20 protein-coding genes and 1 pseudogene are annotated in these 19,020 nt (G+C 73.6%); 3 read left to right on the top strand and 18 right to left on the bottom strand.

Translation table 11 applies throughout. From position 1 onward, the window contains the following. Positions 1-4: 4 nt before the first annotated feature. Positions 5-805: an ATP-grasp domain-containing protein gene (locus OTB16_RS31790; protein ID WP_267725168.1), complete on the bottom strand. Its 801-nt coding sequence runs from the start codon at positions 803-805 to the stop codon at positions 5-7. Positions 806-837: 32 nt separating this feature from the next. On the opposite strand from OTB16_RS31790, the gene OTB16_RS31785 reads away from it, so the two are divergent. Further along, a complete protein-coding gene (locus tag OTB16_RS31785; protein ID WP_267725165.1) occupies positions 838-1,335 on the top strand; it encodes an LURP-one-related/scramblase family protein in 498 nt (165 codons plus the stop codon). A 127-nt stretch (positions 1,336-1,462) separates the two neighbouring features. Here the strand turns inward: OTB16_RS31785 and OTB16_RS31780 are convergent, their stop codons facing one another. Beyond that, a complete protein-coding gene (locus OTB16_RS31780; RefSeq protein WP_267725163.1) occupies positions 1,463-2,242 on the bottom strand; it encodes a carbon-nitrogen family hydrolase in 780 nt (259 codons plus the stop codon). A gap of 151 nt (positions 2,243-2,393) precedes the next feature. On the opposite strand from OTB16_RS31780, the gene OTB16_RS31775 reads away from it, so the two are divergent. Continuing rightward, positions 2,394-3,218: a maleylpyruvate isomerase family mycothiol-dependent enzyme gene (locus OTB16_RS31775; RefSeq protein ID WP_267725161.1), complete on the top strand. Its 825-nt coding sequence runs from the start codon at positions 2,394-2,396 to the stop codon at positions 3,216-3,218. A 69-nt stretch (positions 3,219-3,287) separates the two neighbouring features. On the opposite strand, the gene OTB16_RS31770 is transcribed toward OTB16_RS31775, so the two are convergent. Continuing rightward, on the bottom strand, positions 3,288-4,688 hold the full coding sequence (locus OTB16_RS31770; protein WP_267725158.1) for an MFS transporter: 1,401 nt from the start codon (positions 4,686-4,688) through the stop codon (positions 3,288-3,290). Next, on the bottom strand, positions 4,685-5,335 hold the full coding sequence (locus OTB16_RS31765; RefSeq protein ID WP_267725156.1) for a GntR family transcriptional regulator: 651 nt from the start codon (positions 5,333-5,335) through the stop codon (positions 4,685-4,687). Before OTB16_RS31765 ends, OTB16_RS31770 begins: the two co-directional genes overlap by 4 nt. Positions 5,336-5,550: 215 nt before the next feature. Here OTB16_RS31765 and OTB16_RS31760 point away from each other — a divergent pair, with 215 nt between their 5' ends. Continuing rightward, positions 5,551-6,741, top strand: a complete 1,191-nt coding sequence (locus tag OTB16_RS31760; protein ID WP_267725153.1) for a DUF418 domain-containing protein — start codon at positions 5,551-5,553, stop codon at positions 6,739-6,741. Here the strand turns inward: OTB16_RS31760 and OTB16_RS31755 are convergent. The 14 genes and pseudogenes from OTB16_RS31755 to pdhA form a co-directional block, all read right to left on the bottom strand. After that, a complete protein-coding gene (locus tag OTB16_RS31755; RefSeq protein WP_267725152.1) occupies positions 6,725-7,078 on the bottom strand; it encodes a hypothetical protein in 354 nt (117 codons plus the stop codon). The two genes, OTB16_RS31760 and OTB16_RS31755, sit on opposite strands and share 17 nt — an antisense overlap. A gap of 25 nt (positions 7,079-7,103) precedes the next feature. Then, positions 7,104-8,987 (bottom strand): C1 family peptidase, encoded by a 1,884-nt coding sequence (locus OTB16_RS31750; RefSeq protein ID WP_267725150.1) that lies wholly within the window; start codon positions 8,985-8,987, stop codon positions 7,104-7,106. A 228-nt stretch (positions 8,988-9,215) separates the two neighbouring features. After that, complete coding sequence (locus OTB16_RS31745) at positions 9,216-9,938, bottom strand: hypothetical protein (RefSeq protein ID WP_267725149.1); 723 nt, start codon at positions 9,936-9,938, stop codon at positions 9,216-9,218. 245 nt (positions 9,939-10,183) lie between these two features. Further along, positions 10,184-10,783, bottom strand: coding sequence for a TIGR04222 domain-containing membrane protein (locus OTB16_RS31740; protein WP_267725146.1), 600 nt, complete (start codon positions 10,781-10,783; stop codon positions 10,184-10,186). Positions 10,784-10,808: 25 nt separating this feature from the next. Then, positions 10,809-11,051, bottom strand: coding sequence for a mycoredoxin (locus OTB16_RS31735; protein WP_324290263.1), 243 nt, complete (start codon positions 11,049-11,051; stop codon positions 10,809-10,811). After that, positions 11,048-11,224 (bottom strand): DUF397 domain-containing protein, encoded by a 177-nt coding sequence (locus OTB16_RS31730; RefSeq protein WP_267725143.1) that lies wholly within the window; start codon positions 11,222-11,224, stop codon positions 11,048-11,050. The genes OTB16_RS31735 and OTB16_RS31730 overlap by 4 nt, the downstream gene beginning before the upstream one ends. A gap of 36 nt (positions 11,225-11,260) precedes the next feature. Beyond that, positions 11,261-12,025 carry a hypothetical protein gene (locus OTB16_RS31725; RefSeq protein WP_267725142.1) on the bottom strand — a complete coding sequence of 255 codons (765 nt, stop codon included), beginning with the start codon at positions 12,023-12,025 and terminating at the stop codon, positions 11,261-11,263. 79 nt (positions 12,026-12,104) lie between these two features. After that, a complete protein-coding gene (locus tag OTB16_RS31720) occupies positions 12,105-13,049 on the bottom strand; it encodes a GNAT family N-acetyltransferase (RefSeq protein ID WP_267725140.1) in 945 nt (314 codons plus the stop codon). Between the two features lie 121 nt (positions 13,050-13,170). Continuing rightward, on the bottom strand, positions 13,171-13,578 hold the full coding sequence (locus OTB16_RS31715; protein WP_267725138.1) for an Imm50 family immunity protein: 408 nt from the start codon (positions 13,576-13,578) through the stop codon (positions 13,171-13,173). Between the two features lies 1 nt (position 13,579). After that, positions 13,580-14,398: an HNH/endonuclease VII fold putative polymorphic toxin gene (locus OTB16_RS39730; protein WP_476470177.1), complete on the bottom strand. Its 819-nt coding sequence runs from the start codon at positions 14,396-14,398 to the stop codon at positions 13,580-13,582. 15 nt (positions 14,399-14,413) lie between these two features. Continuing rightward, a pseudogene (locus OTB16_RS39725) lies at positions 14,414-14,981 on the bottom strand (RHS repeat-associated core domain-containing protein); the annotation flags it as partial. Between the two features lie 137 nt (positions 14,982-15,118). Further along, positions 15,119-16,570: a dihydrolipoamide acetyltransferase family protein gene (locus OTB16_RS31700; RefSeq protein ID WP_267725259.1), complete on the bottom strand. Its 1,452-nt coding sequence runs from the start codon at positions 16,568-16,570 to the stop codon at positions 15,119-15,121. Between the two features lie 31 nt (positions 16,571-16,601). After that, entirely contained in the window at positions 16,602-17,582 is a 981-nt protein-coding gene (locus OTB16_RS31695; RefSeq protein ID WP_267725136.1) for an alpha-ketoacid dehydrogenase subunit beta, read from the bottom strand. Positions 17,583-17,587: 5 nt separating this feature from the next. Next, positions 17,588-18,796 carry a pyruvate dehydrogenase (acetyl-transferring) E1 component subunit alpha gene (gene pdhA / locus OTB16_RS31690; protein ID WP_267725134.1) on the bottom strand — a complete coding sequence of 403 codons (1,209 nt, stop codon included), beginning with the start codon at positions 18,794-18,796 and terminating at the stop codon, positions 17,588-17,590. Between the last annotated feature and the right edge of the window lie 224 nt (positions 18,797-19,020).

The raw sequence follows: 19,020 nt of genomic DNA, 5'->3' as shown, positions 1-19,020 counted from the left end.
GGCGTCAGGCGCCGAAGGTGTGGAGGGAGCGGGCGAAGGCCTCGACGAAGGAGTCCCGGACCGGTTCGGGGAGCAGGTCGAGCGAGAGGTACGGGTTCAGGTCCTCCAGCTCCACCAGCAGCAGTTCCCCCGACGGCGCCCGGCAGGCGTCCACCCGCTGGATGCCGTGGTCCAGGGTGTTCCAGGCGATGAACGCACGGGCGAAGTCCAGGTCCGCCGCCGTCGGTTCGTAGGGCGTCAGCTCCCAGCGGCGGGCCGGGTCGGGGGCGTACAGGGCGTACTGGAAGGCGTCGTCGACGAAGTAGAAGGACACCTCGTACGCGAAGTCGATGCGCGGCTGGATGAGGATCTCCCCCGCCGGGCCCTGCGGGGTCGCGGTGAAGGCGAGGCCGATGGAGTCGGCGCCCTGCTTGGGCTTCACCGCGTACTCGGCCACCCGGGGCAGCTCGCAGAGGCGCGCGGGGTCGTCGACCGTCGGGATGACGGGGTAGCCGGCGGCCGTCAGGTCGAGGAGGTACTGCTTGCCGGCCATGTCGCCGCGGCCGGTGAGCGGGTTGTAGACGGGCGTCCCGGCGGCGAGCGCGGCGGCCCGGAAGGCGTCGTAGGCCTCCTGGTAGTGCAGGACCGGGCCGCTGTTGCGGACGACCACCGCGTCGAAGCCCGGCATCAGGGCGCGGGCGTCCCCCGGATGGCACAGGGCCACGTCGAAGTGGGCGCGCAGCCGGGAGGTGAGGAATATGTCCTCGTCGCAGTACCGGCGGCCGCGCGCCGGGTACGCCAGGTCGGTCACGTAGAGCAGAGGCATGACAGCAACCTATCGCGGGCACGGATCAGCGCATGAAATACCTCGTACGGGACAAAATGCTGGCCCTCGGCGACGACTACTGGATCGAGGACGAGGGCGGCCGCCACGCCTTCCTCGTCGACGGGAAGGCGCTGCGGGTCAAGGACAAGCTGGAGCTCAAGGACCCGGACGGGCAGATCCTGATCACCCTGCGGGAGAAGCTGTTCTCCTTCCGCGACGCGATGACCCTGGAGCGGGACGGGGAACGGCTCGCGGTGATCCGCAGGAAGCGGTTCTCGCTGCTGCGCAACCACTTCCGCGTGACCCTGGTCGAGGGCACGGAGCTGGACGTCAGCGGGCGGATCCTGGACCGGGAGTTCAAGGTCGAGTACGACGGGGAGCTGCTCGCGCTGATCTCGCGGCAGTGGTACCGGGTGCGCGAGACCTACGCGGTCGACGTGATCCGGGAGGACGCGGACGCGGCGCTGCTGATCGCGGTGGCGGTGTGCGTGATCCGCATGGCGGAGAAGGAACGGGACGACGGGGCCTGACGGGCGGGGCGCGCCCGCGGCGTCCCCGCCCCGCCGTCGGCCCCGCCCCCGCACGGGCATGGGCACGGGCACGGGCACGGGCGGGAGCGGGAGCGGGAGCCAACGGTCCGCCCGGCCCCCACGGGCGTCAGTGGGGCAGGCGGCGGTCCTTCAGGGCGGGGAACTGGGCGCGGGTCTCCGCGACCTTCGCCGGGTCGAGGTCCACCGTCAGCACGTCCTCGCCCGGCCCCGCCTCCGCCAGGACCTCGCCCCACGGGTCCACCACCAGGCTGTGCCCGGCCTGCTCGACCCCCGCGTGCGTGCCGGCGAGGCCGCAGGCCAGTACGTACGCCTGGTCCTCCACCGCCCGGGCCCGGCTGAGCAGGGTCCAGTGCGAGCGGCGGCGGGCCGGCCAGCCCGCCGCGACGACCAGCGTCGTGGCCCCGGCGTCGACCAGGCCGCGGAACAGCTCCGGGAAGCGCAGGTCGTAACAGGTGGCGATGCCGAGGGTCTGCTCCGGCAGGACCACCGTGGTCAGGGAGTCGCCCGGCGCCATAAGCACGGCCTCGCCCTGGTCGAAGCCGAACCGGTGGATCTTGCGGTACGTGGCGGCCAGCTCGCCCGCCGGGGAGATCACGAGGGCGGTGTTGTAGAGCGAGCCGTCGCCCGCCCGTTCCACGACCGAGCCCGCGTGGAGCCATACTCCGGCGTCGCTCGCCGCCTTGGACATGGCTTCGAAGGTCGGGCCGTCCAGCGGCTCGGCCTCGGTCTCGAACTGCTCGTAGGCGAAGGCGCCCACGGTCCACAGTTCGGGCAGCACGACGAGGTCGGAACCCGCCTGCTCCCGTACGAGGTCGGCCACCCGGGACCGCCGGGAAGTCACCGACTCACCGTCGTTCACCGCGATTTGGATCAGCGAGGCGCGCACACTACCACCGTCCTGGCATTCAAGCCGTCAACTCGGGCCTACGATCGTCACACGAAAGCACTGCCGGGGTGCTCACCGGCAGCGTAGTTTTGGAAACCAAGCCCGCAGCTTCCAAAAAACGCGTCACTGAACAGCACCGCGAGGGGTCCCGTTGACCGTCCATCCCAGCCTTCAGCCCTATGCCGACGCGTGGACGCACTCCATCGAGGCGATATCCGAGCTGGTCCTCCCGCTGCCGGAGCGCGAGTGGAACCGGGCGACCCCGTGCCCCGGCTGGTCGGTCCGTGACGTGGTGTCACACATCATCGGCATCGAATGCGAGCAGCTCGGGGACCCGCGGCCGATCCACACCGTGGCGCGGGACCTGCGGCACGTGGTCGACGAGTTCACCCGGTACATGGAGGTGCAGGTCGACGTACGGCGCCACCACACCGCGCCGGAGATGACCTCGGAGCTGGAGTACACCGTCATCCGGCGCATGCGGCAGCTGCGGAACGAGAAGCGGGATCCGGCCACGATGGTGCGGGGGCCGCTCGGGGAGCAGGTGACGCTGGAGGAGGCGCTGCGGATGCGTGCCTTCGACGTGTGGGTGCACGAGCAGGACCTCCGCCAGGCGCTGGGCGTGCCCGGGAACTGGGACGCGCCGGGCGCGTACGTCGCGCGGGACATGCTCCTGGCCGGGCTGCCGAAGGTCGTCGCGAAGACGGCCGGCGCCCCCGCGAACTCGGCCGTGGTGCTCGACGTGCACGGGCAGCTGGAGTTCATGCGGACGGTACGGGTCGACGCGCAGGGCCGCGGCACGCTGGACAAGGCGCCCTCGCTGGGTCCGGCCGTGACGCTGACCCTGGACTGGGAGACGTACGTACGGCTGGCTGCGGGCCGGGTCCGGGCGCACACGGTCGCCGACCGGGTGAAGGTGGAGGGCGACGCGGAGCTGGCGGACGCGATCCTGACGCGGTTCGCCGTCACCCCGTAGCAGTAGCCGTAGCGGTAGCCGTCGACCACGGCCGTACGGGCACCCCGTGGCCCCGGCCCCCGCGGGCGGTCAGGCCGGCGCGCGTTCCGGGGCCGGCGCCGCGGGGCCGGTCTTGGCCGGGGCCGGTGCGCGCAGCTCCCGTTCACGGGCGAGCGCGCGGCCGCGGAGCCGGAGGATCCGGGTGACGCCCAGGGCCTCCAGGGCGAACACGGTCGAGAAGGCGATGCGGTAGTTGTCGCCGGTGGCGTCCAGCAGGACGCCCACGGCCAGCAGGGTGGTCATCGTGGCGATGAAGCCGCCCATGTTCGTGATGCCGGAGGCGGTGCCCTGGCGTTCCGCCGGGTTGGCCGGGCGCGCGAAGTCGAAGCCGATCATCGAGGCAGGCCCGCAGGTGCCCAGCACCAGGCAGAGCGTGACGAGCAGCCACATCGGCGCCCGGTCGCCTGGGTGGACGAGGACGGCGGCCCACAGCGTGGCGGTCAGCCCGACCGTGCCGAGGGCGAGGGGGAGCCGCGCGGACTGGCGGCGGCCGACGAGTTGCCCGTAGACCAGCCCGAGCGCCATGTTCGAGGCGACGACGAGCGTCAGCAGGCCGCCCGCGGTGGTCCGCGACAGCCCCTGCGCCTCCACGAGGAACGGCATGCCCCACAGCAGCAGGAACACCATCGCCGGGAACTGCGTGGTGAAGTGCACCCACAGGCCGAGCCGGGTGCCGGGCTCCCGCCAGGACTCGGTGATCTGGCGGCGCACGAACCCCCCGGAGGCCCCGCCGTCCCCCGGCTCCCGGTCGCGTTCGTGTTCGTGTTCGCGCGGCCGCGCCGGCGGTCCGTACCCCTCCGGGTGGTCCCGCAGGAACAGCACCAGCGGGACCAGGACGACCAGTCCCGCCACCGCGCTGCCCGCGAACGCCGGCACCCAGCCGACGCCGTGAAGTACGGGCGCCAGCACCAGCGTGGAGACCAGGTTGCCCGCCATGCCGACGAGCCCGGCGAGCTGCGCCATCAGCGGCGCGCGCCGGGCCGGGAACCAGCGGGTGCCCAGCCGCAGCACGGAGATGAAGGTCATGGCGTCGCCGCAGCCCAGCAGGGCGCGGGCGGCGAGGGCCATCCCGTACGACGGGGACAGTGCGAAGCCGAGCTGCCCGGCGGTGAACAGGACGGCGCCGAGCGTCAGCACCTTCTTGGTGCCGAGCCGGTCCACCATCAGGCCGACGGGTATCTGCATGCCCGCGTAGACCAGCAGTTGGAGGAGGGAGAAGGCGGACAGCGCCGAGGCGTTGACGTGGAAGCGGTCGGCGGCGTCGAGTCCGGCCACGCCCAGGCTGGTACGGAAGATCACCGCGACGAAGTACACGGCGACGCCGATGGACCAGACGGCGACGGCCCGGCGCCCGCCCGGGGGGTCCTTCACGACCTGCGGGCTGCTCAACGGCCGGGCCGGCCGGGCCGGCCGGGCCGGCCCGGTGCTCATCGACCCGGCCCCCGTACCAGCGCCTCGACGCGGCCGATGTGGCCGCGGACGGACGCGGCGGCCGCCTCCGCGTCCCCGGACCGCAGCGCGTCGAGGATCTCGGCGTGCTCGGCCAGGGTGCGTTCCACCCGGTCGGGGTGGGCGTGCAGCAGGGCCACGCCCATCCGCAGCTGCCGGTCGCGGAGCTGGTCGTAGAGGCGGCACAGGATCTGGTTGCCGGCGCTGCGCACGATCTCGGCGTGGAAGCCCCGGTCGGCGGCCATCAGCGCGGTGAGGTCCCCCGAGGCGGCGTGCCGGCGGTGCTCCTCCAGCAGCGCCGCGAGCCGGTCCAGCAGCCCGGGGGGCGCGGGCACGGCCCTGCGTACGGTGAACTCCTCTACCAGCAGCCGGGTTTCGAGCACGTCGGTGATCTCCTGCACGGAGACCGGCAGGACCAGGGCGCCCTTCTTCGGGTACAGCTTCAGCAGCCCCTCGGTCTCCAGGCGCAGCAGCGCCTCGCGGACCGGCGTGCGGGACACCCCTACGGCGTCGGCGAGTTCGCCTTCGGTGAGGAGGGTGCCGCCTTCGTAGCGCCGGTCGAGCACGCCTTCCTTGACGTGCCGGTAGACACGGTCGGCGGCGGTGAGCGTACTGCTGGCGGCTGGCATGCGCACAGCTTAGATACAACAGGGGTGCAAGTCGGCGGCCCGTCCAGGATGTGGAACGCCGCCCGGCAGCGCGGACCGGGAGCGCGGACCGGGAGCGCGGACCGGGAGCGCGGACCGGGCAGGAGTCCCCGCCCGGTCCGCTGCACCGAAGGATGTACCGGGTCTTCCTCCGCCCGCACGACGTGCGGGCCCGCTCCCGCCGGAACGCTGGAGTCATGGCCGACATCCTGCTCACCCCCGCCGTGGCCGCGCAGGCGAGCCGCCGCCTGCCCCTCCTCGACGTCCTGCGCGGCGCCGCCATCCTCGGCACGCTCATGACCAACGTGTGGATCTTCGCCTCGCCCGGCTCGGAGTGGGCCGTCCTCCAAGGCGGGCTCGGCGCGGCCGATCCGCTCGCCGACCCCTCCGCCGCCACCATCGCCGAGACCGTCTTCCGGGCCGTCGCGGACGGCAAGTTCCTGGCCCTGCTGACGGTCCTGTTCGGCGTGGGCCTGGCCGTCCAGTACGACTCCGCGGCCCGCCGCGGACAGCCCTGGCCCGGCCCGTACCGGCGGCGCGCCGCCTTCCTCTTCGCCGAGGGCACCGTCCACTTCCTGCTCGTCTTCGCCTGGGACGTGCTGATGGGGTACGCGGTCACCGCGCTCCTCGTCGCCTGGCTCCTGGCCCGCTCCGAAAAGGTCCGCCGCCGGGCCATGTGGACGGCCGGCGGGGTGCACCTGGCCCTGATCGCCCTGCTGACCCTCGCCCTGGCGGCAGGCGGATCCGACGGCCCCGCGCAGGGCCCGGACCCCGACGCCGTCGCCCTCTACGCGCAACGAGGCTGGGGCGACCAGATCGCCTTCCGCGCACAGAACCTCGCCGCGCTGCGCATCGAGCCCGTCATCACCTTCGGACTGCTGGCCTTCCTCTTCCTCCTCGGCGTACGGCTCTACCGCGCGGGCGCCTTCGCCGACACCGCCCCAGGCCGCCGCGTCCGGGGCCGGATGGCCGCCTGGGGACTCGGACTGGGGCTGCCGCTGACCGCCGCGACCACCCTCGGCGGCGAGGACTTCTTCCTCCTGGGCCGCTACGGCGTCGCCCCGCTCGTCGCCGTCGGCTACATCGGCCTGATCGGCACCGCCCTCGACCGCCTGTGGATCCCCCGCCCGCTGACCGGCGCCCTCTCCGCCGTCGGCCGCACCGCCCTGTCCTGCTACGTCGCGCAGAACGTGCTCTGCGTCCTGCTCTGCTACGGGATCGGCCTGGGCCTCGCCGAACGGTTCGCCGGGCACGGCCCGTGGTGGGTGATGGGCCTGTGGGCGGCCGTGGGCCTGGTCCTGGCCGCCGGGTCGTGGCTGTGGCTGCGCCGGTTCGACCGGGGTCCCCTGGAGGCCGTGCAGCACCGGGTGCTCAACGGCCGGCGCTGACCTCCACGTCCAGCACGAACTCGTCGTACGGGGCCTCCTGCGGGTAGGCCGGGCGCACCTGCGCGAAGCGGACGCGGGCCCGGCCCCCGGGCGGGCGGCCCCGTACGACGTACGACCGCTCCACCGCGGCGCCGGGGGCGGGAGCGGGGGCGGGGCCGGAGGCGGGGCCCGGCGTGCCGGAAGCGGACGCGCCTTGGCCCGGCGCGCCCTCCGTGACCGTCACCGTGTCGGCGTCACCGGTGACCTGCCAGGTCCACACGTACCCGCGCGCCCCGCGCCCGGTGAGCCGCAGCTCGTACGCCTCTCCGGGGCCCAGCCTGATGCTCCGTACCTCCACCGGGCTCCTTCCCGTGCCTCGCGCCTCAGACGGGGCCGATGACGGCCCCCTCGTGCCAGCCGGCGCCGTCCCGCCAGTAGTGCTGGAGCAGGCGGTCGGTGCGCAGGGCGACGACTTCCAGGTTGAACCCGAAACTGCCCTGGAGCATCCCGGTGACCGCGAGCACGTCGTGCCCGAAGACCGCACTGCGGCTCCAGGCCGAGCCGGAGGCGTTGCCGCGCCACCAGTGCTCCACGCGTCCGCCGGCGACGGCCACGCACAGCTCGTAGTTCCCGGCGGTGTCCTCGTCGGCCGCCCCGTACTGGCCCTCGATCAGGCAGGGCGCCGACACGGCCGCGGCGCCGAAGACCTCGCCGGGCCGCCAGACGAAGCCGTTCGCGTCGTCCCGCCACCACAGCTGCATCCGGCCGTCGGTCAGGGCCGCGACCAGGTCGAGGCGCCGGGAGCGGGTCTGGACCAGGGCGGGCCCGTGGTGGGCGATGCCGGAGGCGAAGCGGCCGCCGTCGTGCCACGACCAGGGGGCGCCGTTGATCCGCCACCAGTGGTTCAGCCGGCCGTCGGCGGTACGGACCACGGCCTCGAAGTTGCCCGGCTTGCCGTAGTCGCTCTGGATGAACGCGGGGGTGGCGCCGAGCGCCGCGTCCCCCGGGCCGAAGGCGCCGCCGTCGCGCCAGACGCGGGCGGACTGCTCGAAGTACCAGTGGCGCAGCCGCCCGCCCGTGGTCACGTGCAGGGACTCCATGTTGCGGTTGTAGGTGCTGCCGGTGAAGGCGGGCTGGCCGGAGGCGTCGTGCGCGAAGGCGTCGGCGCGGGTCCAGGCGAACGGCGCGTCGCCCTCGCGCCACCAGTGCTGGAGGCGGCCGCCGGTCGTGGTGGCGAGGAGCTCGAAGTTGCGGTGGGCGCGGCCGTTGCCGCTCTCGTAGACGTTGCCGGCGTGCAGGCGGCGCTTGCTCCACGGGTCGACGTTGGTGCCGCGCAGGCCGCACTTCGCCCAGTGGTCGATGCTGACCTCGCCGTAGGCGATCCGGCCGTAGCCGCCGACGTGGTAACCCGTGCCCCAGGAGTTCTTGAACAGCCAGCAGCCGGCCGCGTCGTCGTAGCCGACGATCAACACGCAGTGCCCGCCCGCGTACTGGCCGGCGGTGTGGTGGTAGACGCCGGAGCCGAGGGCGAAGAAGTCGTCGTACACGTCGAAGCAGGCCGTCAGCGGGCCCACCGTGTCCAGCCAGACCTTCTGCTGCTCCACGTCGCCGAGCCGGACGTGGCCGGTGATCCGTACGGTCCTCCCCGACCGGTCCCAGCTGGGCGTGTACTCGGCCCGCCAGGCGTCACGGCGGGCGGCGGGCAGGCCGGGGGGCGGGGTGCTGTACGGCCAGCAGTCCGGGTCGGCGAGACCGCCGTTGGCCTTGACCCAGTCCAGGGCCGTCTCCGGGTTGCCGCCCTGCCCGCAGGTGCACTTCAGCCCGTCGTGCACGTCCCCCTCGGACCGCTCGGCCCAGACGCAGTGCTCGATCCGGGCCATGGACTCCACCAGGCCGGCCGCGCCGAAGGCCCAGCAGGAGCCGCAGGGGTTCTGGTCCTTCACCCTGGTGATCCAGGGCCACCCCCAGCGGCCGCGCCAGTCCACGGCCGCGGGCCGGGCCGCGGCCGTGGCCGCCCCGGGCAGCAGGCCGTGCGCGGCGCGCCGCCGGGTGAGGTGCGGATTGCCGCTCTCCCGCCCGACCAGCGCGCGCAGGTCGACCGCGCCCGCCTCCTCGGCGGTGGTCAGATTCGCCCCCGGCTCCAGGCCGAGCGCGGGCCGCGGCAGCGGCTCCGCGTCGGCCAGGTGCTCCATGACCGACCACCGCGCCCCGTCGGCCACGAGCCGCGCCCGCAGCTCCCCCACCGTCCCCACGGACTCCTCCGGCATAGCGGCCCCCCAGCTGCAACCGTTTGATGCGAGACACGGGAGCGTCCCTCCCCCGGAGGGGGGCGTCAAGGGGGTCCGGGCGGTCGCGCGGAGGCACGGGGGGCGTGCCGTTCCGGCTCCGCCGGGGATCCGCGGCCGGGGGCGGGTCGGGGGCCGGGCGGGGTCCGGGTCCGGGCGTACGGCCGTCCCCGGCCCCGGGGTGCGGGGGCCGGGGACGCGGCGGTGCCGCTACCGGACGGGCAGCGCGGGGGCCGGGAGCGGCAGCGCCGGGGCGGGGAGGGCGGGCGCGGGCACCGGGAGCGGGGGCAGACCGGGCAGACCGGCGCCGGTGAGGAGGGCGACCAGAGTGGCGACCAGGTTCGTCACCACGTCGGTGACCTTGGTCTTCGCGTCCGTGGAACAGCCACAGGGGCCCGCGGTCTTGACGAGGGCGTCGACGGACGCCTTGAGGCGGTCGACGGCGTCGGAGACCAGGTCGCGCGGCACGCCCGCCTTGGACTTCGCGACGGGGAGCGCGGGGGCCGGGAGCGCCGGGGCGGGGAGCGCGGGGGCCGGGAGCGCCACCGGGGGCTTGACCGGCAGTTCCGGCGCGGGTACCGGCAGTTCCGGCGCGGGCACGGGCAGGGCCGGGGCGGGCGGCAGGCTCTTCGTCAGGCCGGCCAGAGCCTGGCCGACCTTCTCCTGGTGCGCGGCCAGGTCCGTTTCCGGGATCTTGCCGTCCGGCGACTTGAGCACGTCGGCGAGGAGATCGGTGACGGGCTTCAGCAGCCCGCCGACGCCCCCCAGCGACTGGACCTGCGCGAGCAGCGCCTCGGTCCCGGGGATGGACGGCTTGGCGGCGGCGACCGGCGGCCGCTCGGGGGCGTGCGCGGCGGCCGCGAGGCCGGGGGACGCAGCCAGCAGGGTCGCACAGAGGGCGGCGGGGACGGCGTAGCGGGTGAAGCGGTGCAACGGATCTCTCCTGTCCGGGTGGGACCAGCCATGACAGCGGGACTGCGGGGTACAGCGGGTACGCGGATACTGCGGTGACATGGGATGTGTCACGCCCCACGTAGGGACAGCCCGCCGACCCCCGCAACCGGAGCTCCCCGTGCCACGCCGGTAACACGCCGTGCGACCGGCGTACCCACCCTGCTGACCTGCGCCGATACCGTCACCCTCACGTGATGGCCCGTCAGGCTGCACGCGCAGGTGCCTCAGTCACCGCCCCCGCCGCCTCCGCCGCCGCAGGAGTGGCCGGGGTGATCGCCGTGTTCGGCGCGGTCGTCCCGTTCGGCGCGGTCCACGGCCCGGTCCAGGGTGCGGCCGATGCGGTGGAGGGCGCGGCCGATCATGCCGGTGTCCAGCGGGGTGTGCCGGGTGGAGCGCCGCCGCTTCGGCGGCGCCGGCCAGCCCCCGAAGACGTACGCCGGCCACTGCCCGTCCGCCCGCGCCGCCGCGAGCACCCGCTGCCCGGCCGCCGTGGGGCGCCGCCGGCCCAGCAGCCCGGCCTCGACCAGCGCCCGGCCGACCCCGGCGGCTTCCGGCCCTCCGGCGACGGCGGCCAGCACGGCGGAGAGTGCCTTCCCGCGCGGGCACAGCCGCAGCACCGCCCGCTCGACGGGGTGCACGCCGCCCCCGGCCTCCCGCGCGGCCCGCACACGGGGCCCGGTCACGGTGACGGCCCCCCGGTCGCGCAACCCCAGCACCGCCACCTCGGCCACCCGGCGCGGTCCCCCCGCGAGATGGGCCGTCTCGTATATGTCCACGCCGGGTTGATGTCCGCCGCACGGCCCGGCCGAACCGCGGGGAGCCACGTTCAGAGGAGAACCTGAGATTCCGTCAGGCGGCGGTCATGGCCTCGCGGATCCGCCCCAGCGACGGGTTGACCATCGCCGGCCCGTCCCCGACGACCACGGTCGGCACGGTCTCGTTCCCGTCGGCCACGCTCCGCACGAAGGCCGCCGCGTCCGGGTCCCGCCAGATGTTGACCTTCCGGTACGGAATCCGCGCGAGCCGGAGCTGCGCGCGCAGCTTGATGCAGTACGGGCACCCGGGCCGCCAGTACAGCGTCACCGGCGTCACCGGCCCGCCACCGCGAACGCCGTCCACGCGGCCTCGGTGACCCGGATGACCGCCCCGTCCGCCCGCTTGCCGTCCCGGACCCCGTCGGTCCCGGCCGCGTTCGCGGCCACCTCCACGCACTCGTTCATGTCCTGGCCACCCTGGGTCGACTCCTTGCATTGGAACTCTGGCATGTCTGCACCCCATGCCCGAAAGCCGATGCCCCTCGTTCACGGCAATCGGGGCCGCACCGCGGCCCAGGCGTCGACGGCGCCGGCCAGGGGGTCGGAGTCCGCGAGGTGCGGGCGGACGAGGACCAGCCAGGGGAGCAGGTTCTTGATGCGTCGCAGGTGCAGGATCCGCGCGCGCGGCAGGTCCCGCCAGACACGGGCCTCCGCGGCCGCCGCCCGCGGGGTCAGGTCGATCAGCGCCAGCAGCTCCCGGCACAGGGCCGCCGGGTCGCCGCCGCGCCCTGGGCCGAACTCCCGGATCAGGTAGCCCCGTACGGCCGCCAGCTCGGCCCCCCGGGCCAGCGCGTCGGCGCCCTCGGCCCGCGCACGGCGCTCGGCGGCGGCCAGAGCCACCCGGCCCCAGCGCAACCGGATCCCGTCCGGCACCCGCTCGTCCCGCATCCAACCCACGGCCAGGGTGTGCAGGGGCCTCGGCCAGGGCTCGTCGCCCAGCGGCGGGCCCGTCGCCAGCCACTCCTCCAGCACCTCCAGCGAGTGCCCGTCCGGCGGCACCGCCGTCAGCACCTGCCCGCGGCTGAGCAGCGCCACCACGGCGCCCGTGAGGTGGACGCGCGCGATGTGGCCGGCGCCGAAGGAGCCGACGGTCCGCCCGTACCGCTCTATGCGGCGCAGCCCCAGCCGCAGCTCACCCGCCGCGTACACCTGTCCGGCGCGCGCCACCCCGCCCACGCACCGGACCACGCACACGCCGCCCGTGACGTCGGCCTCCTCGACGGAGTACACCTGCAATTCGGCTATCGGCACGCCGGGAGGGTACCGCCTCGGGGTACGCACATTCGACGGCCGGCCGGGGCGGCGCTCACCGCCTCACCGCCTCACCGCCTCACCGGGCCGGGTCCTCCAGGACGAGGCGGATCTCCGTCACCTCGTACCCGGCCCGGTCGAAGGCCGCCGCCATCGGGACGTTGACGGTGTCGGTGGTCGCGGTGACGCGGTCGGCGCCCGCGGCCGCGTGGAAGCGGGTGATCTCGGCGAGGACCTCGTCGATGAGCCCCTTCCCGCGCTGCTCCGGTACGACGCCCAGGTAGCCGACGTTGCGGTGGTACGGGGTCGCGGACGGGACGGCCAGGCCCGCGAGGGTGCCGTCGGGCAGGTGCGCCAGGCGCCACCAGGACCGCTCGCCCGGGCAGCCGAGGTAGAACGCCATGTCCGCGCGGGCCAGTTCCCCGGCGTCCTTGACCAGCAGCTCGGTGCGGGTGGCCAGGTCCAGGCTGCCCCGGGAGAGCCGCGTGAAGGCGTCCAGGAACTCCTCGTCGGTGCCGTCGCGGAACACGAGCCGCCCGGTGGCCGGGGCGGTGCCGGCCGCCGGGGTCCACTCGTAGCGCAGCCGCTCGATCTCCCGGGTCAGCCCGGTGGCGTACGCGGCCTGCCGGCGCCAGGCGACCTCCCCGGCGGTGGCCGGGTCGTCCCGCCAGCCGCGGGGCAGCGAGAGGTGGTAGCCGGGGCGGTTGCCGAAGGCGGCGTGGCCGGCCTCCAGCAGCCCGGCGGCCACGGCGGCCGGGTCGGCGACGCCGGCCCGGACCTGGAGGCAGTCCAGCGCGATCGGCTGCTCGCTGTCGGCGCGGCCCCACCACAGGGCGCGGCCGAGGATCCGGCCGTCCCCGTCCTCGGCGAACCAGGTCCACTCGGGGCGCATCCGGTGCGCGGCGAGCTCCTCACGGACCTTCCCGGAGGTCAGCGGGGGGACGGGGCCGTCCGCCGGGAACGCCGTGGCGCGGTCCAGGTCTGCGGGGTCTGCGGGGTCTGCGGTCGCAGCGCGGAAGATCATCCGGCGATGATCACACGGGCCGGGCCCGCCGACCAGGGGAATACCGTGTGCCGGCGGTCGGCCCGCCGGGCCTCACCCGCCGAGCCCCCCGACCCCTCACCGCGCCCCGCCCGCCCGCCCGCTACGGCGATCCCTGCAGGTAGACCCTGGTGTGGGTGACCCGGGACGCCGCGGCGGAGAAGGAGATCTCCCGCCTGTCACCGGCCACGGTCACGTCGAGCCGGTCCGATGCGCCCTCGGCGATTGCGCCCCCGGCGATCCGGACGCTGCGCTCCGCCTCCGCGACGATGCCCGCCATGCGAAGGCCGGTCACCCCGGTGAACTCCACGAAGAAGCACAGGGTGTTGTACGGCTTGGCCGACCACTCCGGTTCCGGGTGCGCGGGCAGCTGCGAGGTCTCGAAGCCGAAGGTCACCGACGATTCCCGCTCGTCGACATGGACGTAGAAGAAGCCGCACGTGTCCAGGGAGGGCGGCTGCGCCGTGCCGTACAGGGCCCGGAGTTCCGGCAGGTCGCTCGAATCAGTCATCTCACACACGCTCGTAGAAGGTGTTGACGTACGGGGGAGGGATCGTCGGATAGAGCTTGCTCTCCAGCCTCCGGGTGAAGTCGTGCGGGCCGCCGTCGCCGCCGTCCACGTCCCGCGTGAAGACGCTGATCCTTCCCGCCTTGACCGACGCGCTCGCCGTGAACGAGACGGCGACGCCGGGCGCCGCCACCTGCACCGCCAGCCGGTGTTCCGGCAGCGCGCGCAGGGCGACGTCCGCCGTGACCGGCGGCTGCCAGCCTTCCATCAGGAAGTCCTGGACCATGGAGAACTGGATCTGGCACTGCATCGTGTCGCCCGGTACGCCTTCCCAGCGGTCGGGGAACCTCGGCAGGTCGAACCGCAGGGTGACGGTCGGGTCCCAGCCGTCCAGGTGCACCGACCGCAGCCGCACTCCCGTCAGGTCGGGCACCTCGTCGTAGTACGTCGTGAGGGTGCCCTTCGCATTCACGACGAAGTCAGTCCAGGTCATAGTAATAATGTCCTCCGCGCCGGGTATCTGCCCGTTCCGGGTATTTTCTCCCGGCCGGACGTGCACGTGGGCCGGCTGGTATCCGGGTTCACCGGGCTGTTGGTGGCCGAACCAGTGGTCCTGGTACACGACGATGTCGCCGTTGGGCAGTTCGTACCACTCTTCGGTGTAGACGATCGGCTGGTGGTCCGGGCCCATGAGCTGCTTCCCGCCCTGCCACTCGGGCGTCGTCGCCTTCACCCACTCGTCCACGATGTCCGGCTCCAGGCCCTCCGGCACGCCCGCGTCGCGCAGCACCTGCGCCTTCGCCTCGTCCCTGCCCCGGCCCACCTTCGGCGGGCATTCCGGGGCCAGCCCCAGGGCGTCCGTCCACGTCAGCGGGTTCGTGACGTACGTCGACGCGTTGGGTGCCGGCCCGAGGCCGAGCGGGTCGACCGACAGATAGCGGGCGGTCTCCGGGTCGTAGTAGCGGAAGCAGTTGTAGTGCAGCCCCGATTCCGGGTCGAAGTACTGCCCGGGGAAGCGGAGCGGGGTGTAGGCGTGCGCCTGCGCGTTCCAGGTGGTCGTCCCCCACACGGTGCTGCGCGTGCGCCAGGCGACCTCGCCCGCCTCGTCGACGAGCTCGTGCGGGGTGCCGATCAGGTCGGTGACGATCGCGAAGAACCATGCGCTGTTTGACGCGGCGCCGGCCCATCAGGTCGTAGCCGTAGCGCCACAGCGTGCCGTCCGGCGTGGTCACCGCCGTGAGCCGGTCCTCCGCGTCCCACGCGTAGCGCCAGGTGTCCGGCTTGCGGGAGAGCCGGGCGCGCCGGCGCGCGGTGACCCGGCCCATGGCGTCGTACTCGTACCGGATGCGGCCCGCGCCGGTCAGCCGGGTGCCCTCGTACACGCGCGGCCCGGTGGCGTCGGAGCCCCCGTCCTGGAGGCGATCGGCCACCCCCGATTCGCACACGTTACTCAGCCCAGGGGCTCCCGTGCAGCCCCGGCCCCACACGAATGGCCGGCCTCCAGGAACGGAAACCGGCCATGCGTGCGTGCCAACTGCGGGTACTACGACCAGGTGACGAGGCGGCGCGGGTGTTCCAGGACCGCCGCGATGTCGGCCAGGAAGCGGGAGCCGAGCTCGCCGTCGATGAGACGGTGGTCGAAGGACAGCGCCAGGGTGGTGACCTGACGGGGCTTCACCTTGCCCTTGTGGACCCACGGCTGGAGCTTGATCGCACCGACCGCGAGGATCGCGGACTCGCCCGGGTTGATGATCGGCGTACCGGTGTCGACGCCGAAGACGCCGACGTTGGTGATGGTGATCGTGCCCTGCTGCATGTCCGCCGGGGAGGTCTTGCCGTCGCGGGCCGTGGCGACCAGCGAGGACAGGGACTCCGACAGCTCGCCGAGGGTCTTGGCGTGGGCGTCCTTGATGTTCGGGACGATCAGCCCCCGGGGGGTGGCCGCCGCGATGCCCAGGTTGACGTAGTGCTTGAGCACGATCTCCTGGGCCGCCTCGTCCCAGGACGCGTTGACGTCCGGGTTGCGGCGGATCGCCACCAGGACGGCCTTGGCGATGAGGAGCAGCGGGTTGACGCGCAGCCCCGCCAGGTCCGGATCGGCCTTGAGCTCCTGGACCAGCTTCATCGTGCGGGTCACGTCGAGCGTGATGAACTCGGTGACGTGCGGCGCGGTGAACGCCGAGCCGACCATGGCCTGGGCGGTGACCTTGCGGACGCCCTTGACCGGGATACGGGTCTCCCGCGCCCCCGGCGCGACCACCGCGGCGGCGGCCTGGACGGAGGCCCCGGCAACGGCCTGCACGACGGCCGGAGCCATGGCCGGTACGGGCGCCACGGCCTGCGGGGCGACCGCCGCGGCGGCCGCCGCGTGGACGTCCTCCCGGGTCACGACCCCGCCGTCCCCGGTGGGCACCACGAAGGACAGGTCGATGCCGAGGTCCTTGGCGAGCTTGCGCACGGGCGGCTTGGCCAGGGGCCGTTCCGCGGCGGCGTAGGCGCTGCCGTTGCCGTTCGACTGGGCCGGGACGGCCGCCGGAGCGGTGACCGGGGCCGCGGGGGCCGCCGGAGCGGTGGCCGCGGGGGCCGCCGTGCCGTTCTGCGCGGCCGTGCCCGCCGGGGCCTTGCGGGGGCGGCGCTTGGTGGAGGCGGTGGAGACCCCGTACCCGACCAGCACGGGCTGGCGGGCCGCGGGAGCCGGCTCCTCGACGGCGGCGAGGGCCGCCGCCGCGGCGGCCGGGGCCGCCTCCTGGACCGGGGCCTCCGAGGCGGCGCCCGGGGCGGTCTGCACGGAGATGATCACCTGGCCGACGTCGACCGTGGTGCCCTCCTCGAAGAGCAGGGCGTGCACGACACCGTCGAACGGGATCGGCAGCTCCACGGCGGCCTTGGCCGTCTCCACCTCGCAGACGACCTGGCCGTCGGTGACCGTGTCACCCGGCTGGACGTACCACTTGAGGATCTCGGCCTCGGTGAGGCCCTCGCCCACATCGGGCATCTTGAATTCGCGGATCGTCACAGGGCTCTCCTCAGTACGCCAGCGAGCGGTCGACGGCGTCGAGCACCCTGTCCAGGCCGGGCAGGTACTCGTCCTCCAGGCGGGCCGGCGGGTACGGCGCGTGGAAGCCGCCGACCCGCAGGACCGGCGCCTCCAGGTGGTAGAAGCACCGCTCCGTGATGCGGGCGGCGATCTCCGAGCCCACGCCGAGGAACACCGGCGCCTCGTGGACGACCACGAGCCGGCGGGTCTTCTCCACCGACGCCTGGATGCCGTCGAAGTCCACCGGGGACATCGAGCGCAGGTCCACGACCTCGACCGACTTGCCCTCCTCGGCGGCCGCCGCGGCGGCCTCCAGGCAGACCTTCACCATCGGACCGTAGGCCGCCAGGGTGATGTCCGAGCCCTCGCGGGCCACCCGGGAGGCGTGCAGGGCCTCCGGGATGGCCTCGACGTCGACCTCGCCCTTGTCCCAGTAGCGCCGCTTCGGCTCGAAGAAGATCACCGGGTCGTTGCTGAGGATCGCCTGCTGGAGCATCCAGTAGGCGTCCGATGCGTTGCTCGGCGAGACCACCTTCAGGCCCGGGACGTGCGCGAACAGCGCCTCCGGGGACTCCGAGTGGTGCTCGACCGCGCCGATGCCGCCCGCGTACGGGATGCGGATGACGACCGGCATCTTGATCTTGCCCAGGGCGCGGGCGTGCATCTTCGCGAGCTGCGTGACGATCTGGTCGTACGCGGGGAACACGAAACCGTCGAACTGGATCTCCACGACGGGCCGGTAGCCGCGCAGCGCGAGCCCGATCGCCGTACCGACGATGCCCGACTCGGCGAGCGGGGTGTCGATGACCCGCTCCTCGCCGAAGTCCTTCTGCAGTCCGTCGGTGATCCGGAAGACGCCGCCGAGCTTGCCGACGTCCTCTCCCATGATGAGGACCTTCGGGTCCGTCTCCAGCGCCTTGCGCAGCGACTCGTTGAGCGCCTTCGCGAGCGACATCTTCTCGATGGCCATGGCGGTCACTCCCCACCCTCGAAGGACGCGAGGTAGGCGGCGAACTGCGCGCGCTCCTCGTCGACGAGCGCGTGCCCGTCCGCGTAGACGTTCTCGAAGATCGCCATGGTGTCGGGGTCGGGCATGGCGCGCACGGCCTCGCGCACGCGCTTGCCCAGCGCCTCGCTCTCGACCTCCAGCTCCGCGAAGAACGCCTCGTCGGCGCCGCCGGAGGCCAGCAGGTGGGTCCTCAGGCGCAGGATCGGGTCCTTCGCCTCCCAGGCCGCCGTCTCCTCGTCCCGCCGGTACTTCGTCGGGTCGTCGGAGGTCGTGTGCGCGCCCATCCGGTACGTGAACGCCTCGACCAGCGTCGGGCCCTCGCCGCGGCGGGCGCGGTCCAGGGCCCAGCGGGTCACGGCCAGACAGGCCAGCACGTCGTTGCCGTCGACGCGGACGCCCGGGAAGCCGAAGCCCTGGGCGCGCTGGTAGAGCGGTACGCGCATCTGGCGCTCGGTGGGCTCGGAGATCGCCCACTGGTTGTTCTGGCAGAAGAACACCACGGGGGAGTTGTAGACGGCCGAGAACGTGAACGCCTCGGCGACGTCGCCCTGGCTGGACGCGCCGTCGCCGAAGTAGGCGATGACCGCCGAGTCGGCGCCGTCCTTGGCCACACCCATCGCGTAACCGGTCGCGTGCAGCGTCTGCGAGCCGATGACGATCGTGTACAGGTGGAAGTTGTTGATCGTCGGGTCCCAGCCGCCGTGGTTCACACCGCGGAACATGCCGAGCAGATTGGTCGGGTCGACCCCCCGGCACCAGGCGACGCCGTGCTCCCGGTAGGTCGGGAAGACGTAATCCTCGTCGTTCAGCGCCCGCGCGGAGCCGATCTGCGCGGCTTCCTGGCCCAGGAGCGAGGCCCAGAGGCCCAGCTCGCCCTGGCGCTGGAGCGCGGTGGCCTCGCCGTCGAAGCGACGGGTGAGGACCATGTCGCGGTAGAGCCCGCGCAGGTCCTCGGTGGTGATGTCGGCGACGAAGGGCGCGAATTCCGCGAGTTCGGCGCTGTTCGAGGCGTCGACCCGGTCCCCTTCGGGCGTCAGCAGCTGTACGAGCTGAGGTACGGCGTCCTGCGTCTGTGCGGTGGCAGCGGCGGTCTTGCGGGCGCTTGCCGCGCCTGCCGCCCGCTTGGTGCCACTGCTGCGTCGCGGCTTGCGCGCGGCAGTGCTCTCCACGGTCACGTGTGCTCCTCCGTCGGTCCGGCACCCGGGTTCTCCGGGGTCCAGTGCGGCTCACCTGCATCCGGACCCGCGCACGGGGTGGGTGCGCGTCTGGTACGGGATTCAGGCGTGACAGGTGCCCCGGCGAGTGCCCTGCGCAATGCACGTTACCCAGTACGCCGCATATCTGCGAAACCCCGTTTGACCTGCGTTTTTGCTTGGATTTCCAAGTAAATCCGCAGAAC

This window comes from Streptomyces antarcticus, from assembly GCF_026627255.1.
Taxonomy (GTDB): domain Bacteria; phylum Actinomycetota; class Actinomycetes; order Streptomycetales; family Streptomycetaceae; genus Streptomyces; species Streptomyces antarcticus.
Note: the sequence above shows the minus strand (reverse complement) of the source record. Positions and strands in the feature narration are given on the sequence as shown.

What these genes read in the sequence shown, in the direction of transcription:
- OTB16_RS31695 (WP_267725136.1), bottom strand. Translation starts at nt 17,582, where the DNA reads ATGGCCATCGAGAAGATGTCGCTCGCGAAGGCGCTCAACGAGTCGCTG.
- OTB16_RS31765 (WP_267725156.1), bottom strand. Translation starts at nt 5,335, where the DNA reads ATGCCAGCCGCCAGCAGTACGCTCACCGCCGCCGACCGTGTCTACCGG.
- OTB16_RS31785 (WP_267725165.1), top strand. Translation starts at nt 838, where the DNA reads ATGAAATACCTCGTACGGGACAAAATGCTGGCCCTCGGCGACGACTAC.
- OTB16_RS31720 (WP_267725140.1), bottom strand. Translation starts at nt 13,049, where the DNA reads ATGATCTTCCGCGCTGCGACCGCAGACCCCGCAGACCCCGCAGACCTG.
- OTB16_RS31770 (WP_267725158.1), bottom strand. Translation starts at nt 4,688, where the DNA reads ATGAGCACCGGGCCGGCCCGGCCGGCCCGGCCGGCCCGGCCGTTGAGC.
- OTB16_RS31760 (WP_267725153.1), top strand. Translation starts at nt 5,551, where the DNA reads ATGGCCGACATCCTGCTCACCCCCGCCGTGGCCGCGCAGGCGAGCCGC.
- OTB16_RS31790 (WP_267725168.1), bottom strand. Translation starts at nt 805, where the DNA reads ATGCCTCTGCTCTACGTGACCGACCTGGCGTACCCGGCGCGCGGCCGC.
- OTB16_RS31715 (WP_267725138.1), bottom strand. Translation starts at nt 13,578, where the DNA reads ATGACTGATTCGAGCGACCTGCCGGAACTCCGGGCCCTGTACGGCACG.
- OTB16_RS31730 (WP_267725143.1), bottom strand. Translation starts at nt 11,224, where the DNA reads ATGCCAGAGTTCCAATGCAAGGAGTCGACCCAGGGTGGCCAGGACATG.
- OTB16_RS31750 (WP_267725150.1), bottom strand. Translation starts at nt 8,987, where the DNA reads ATGCCGGAGGAGTCCGTGGGGACGGTGGGGGAGCTGCGGGCGCGGCTC.
- OTB16_RS31700 (WP_267725259.1), bottom strand. Translation starts at nt 16,570, where the DNA reads ATGCCCGATGTGGGCGAGGGCCTCACCGAGGCCGAGATCCTCAAGTGG.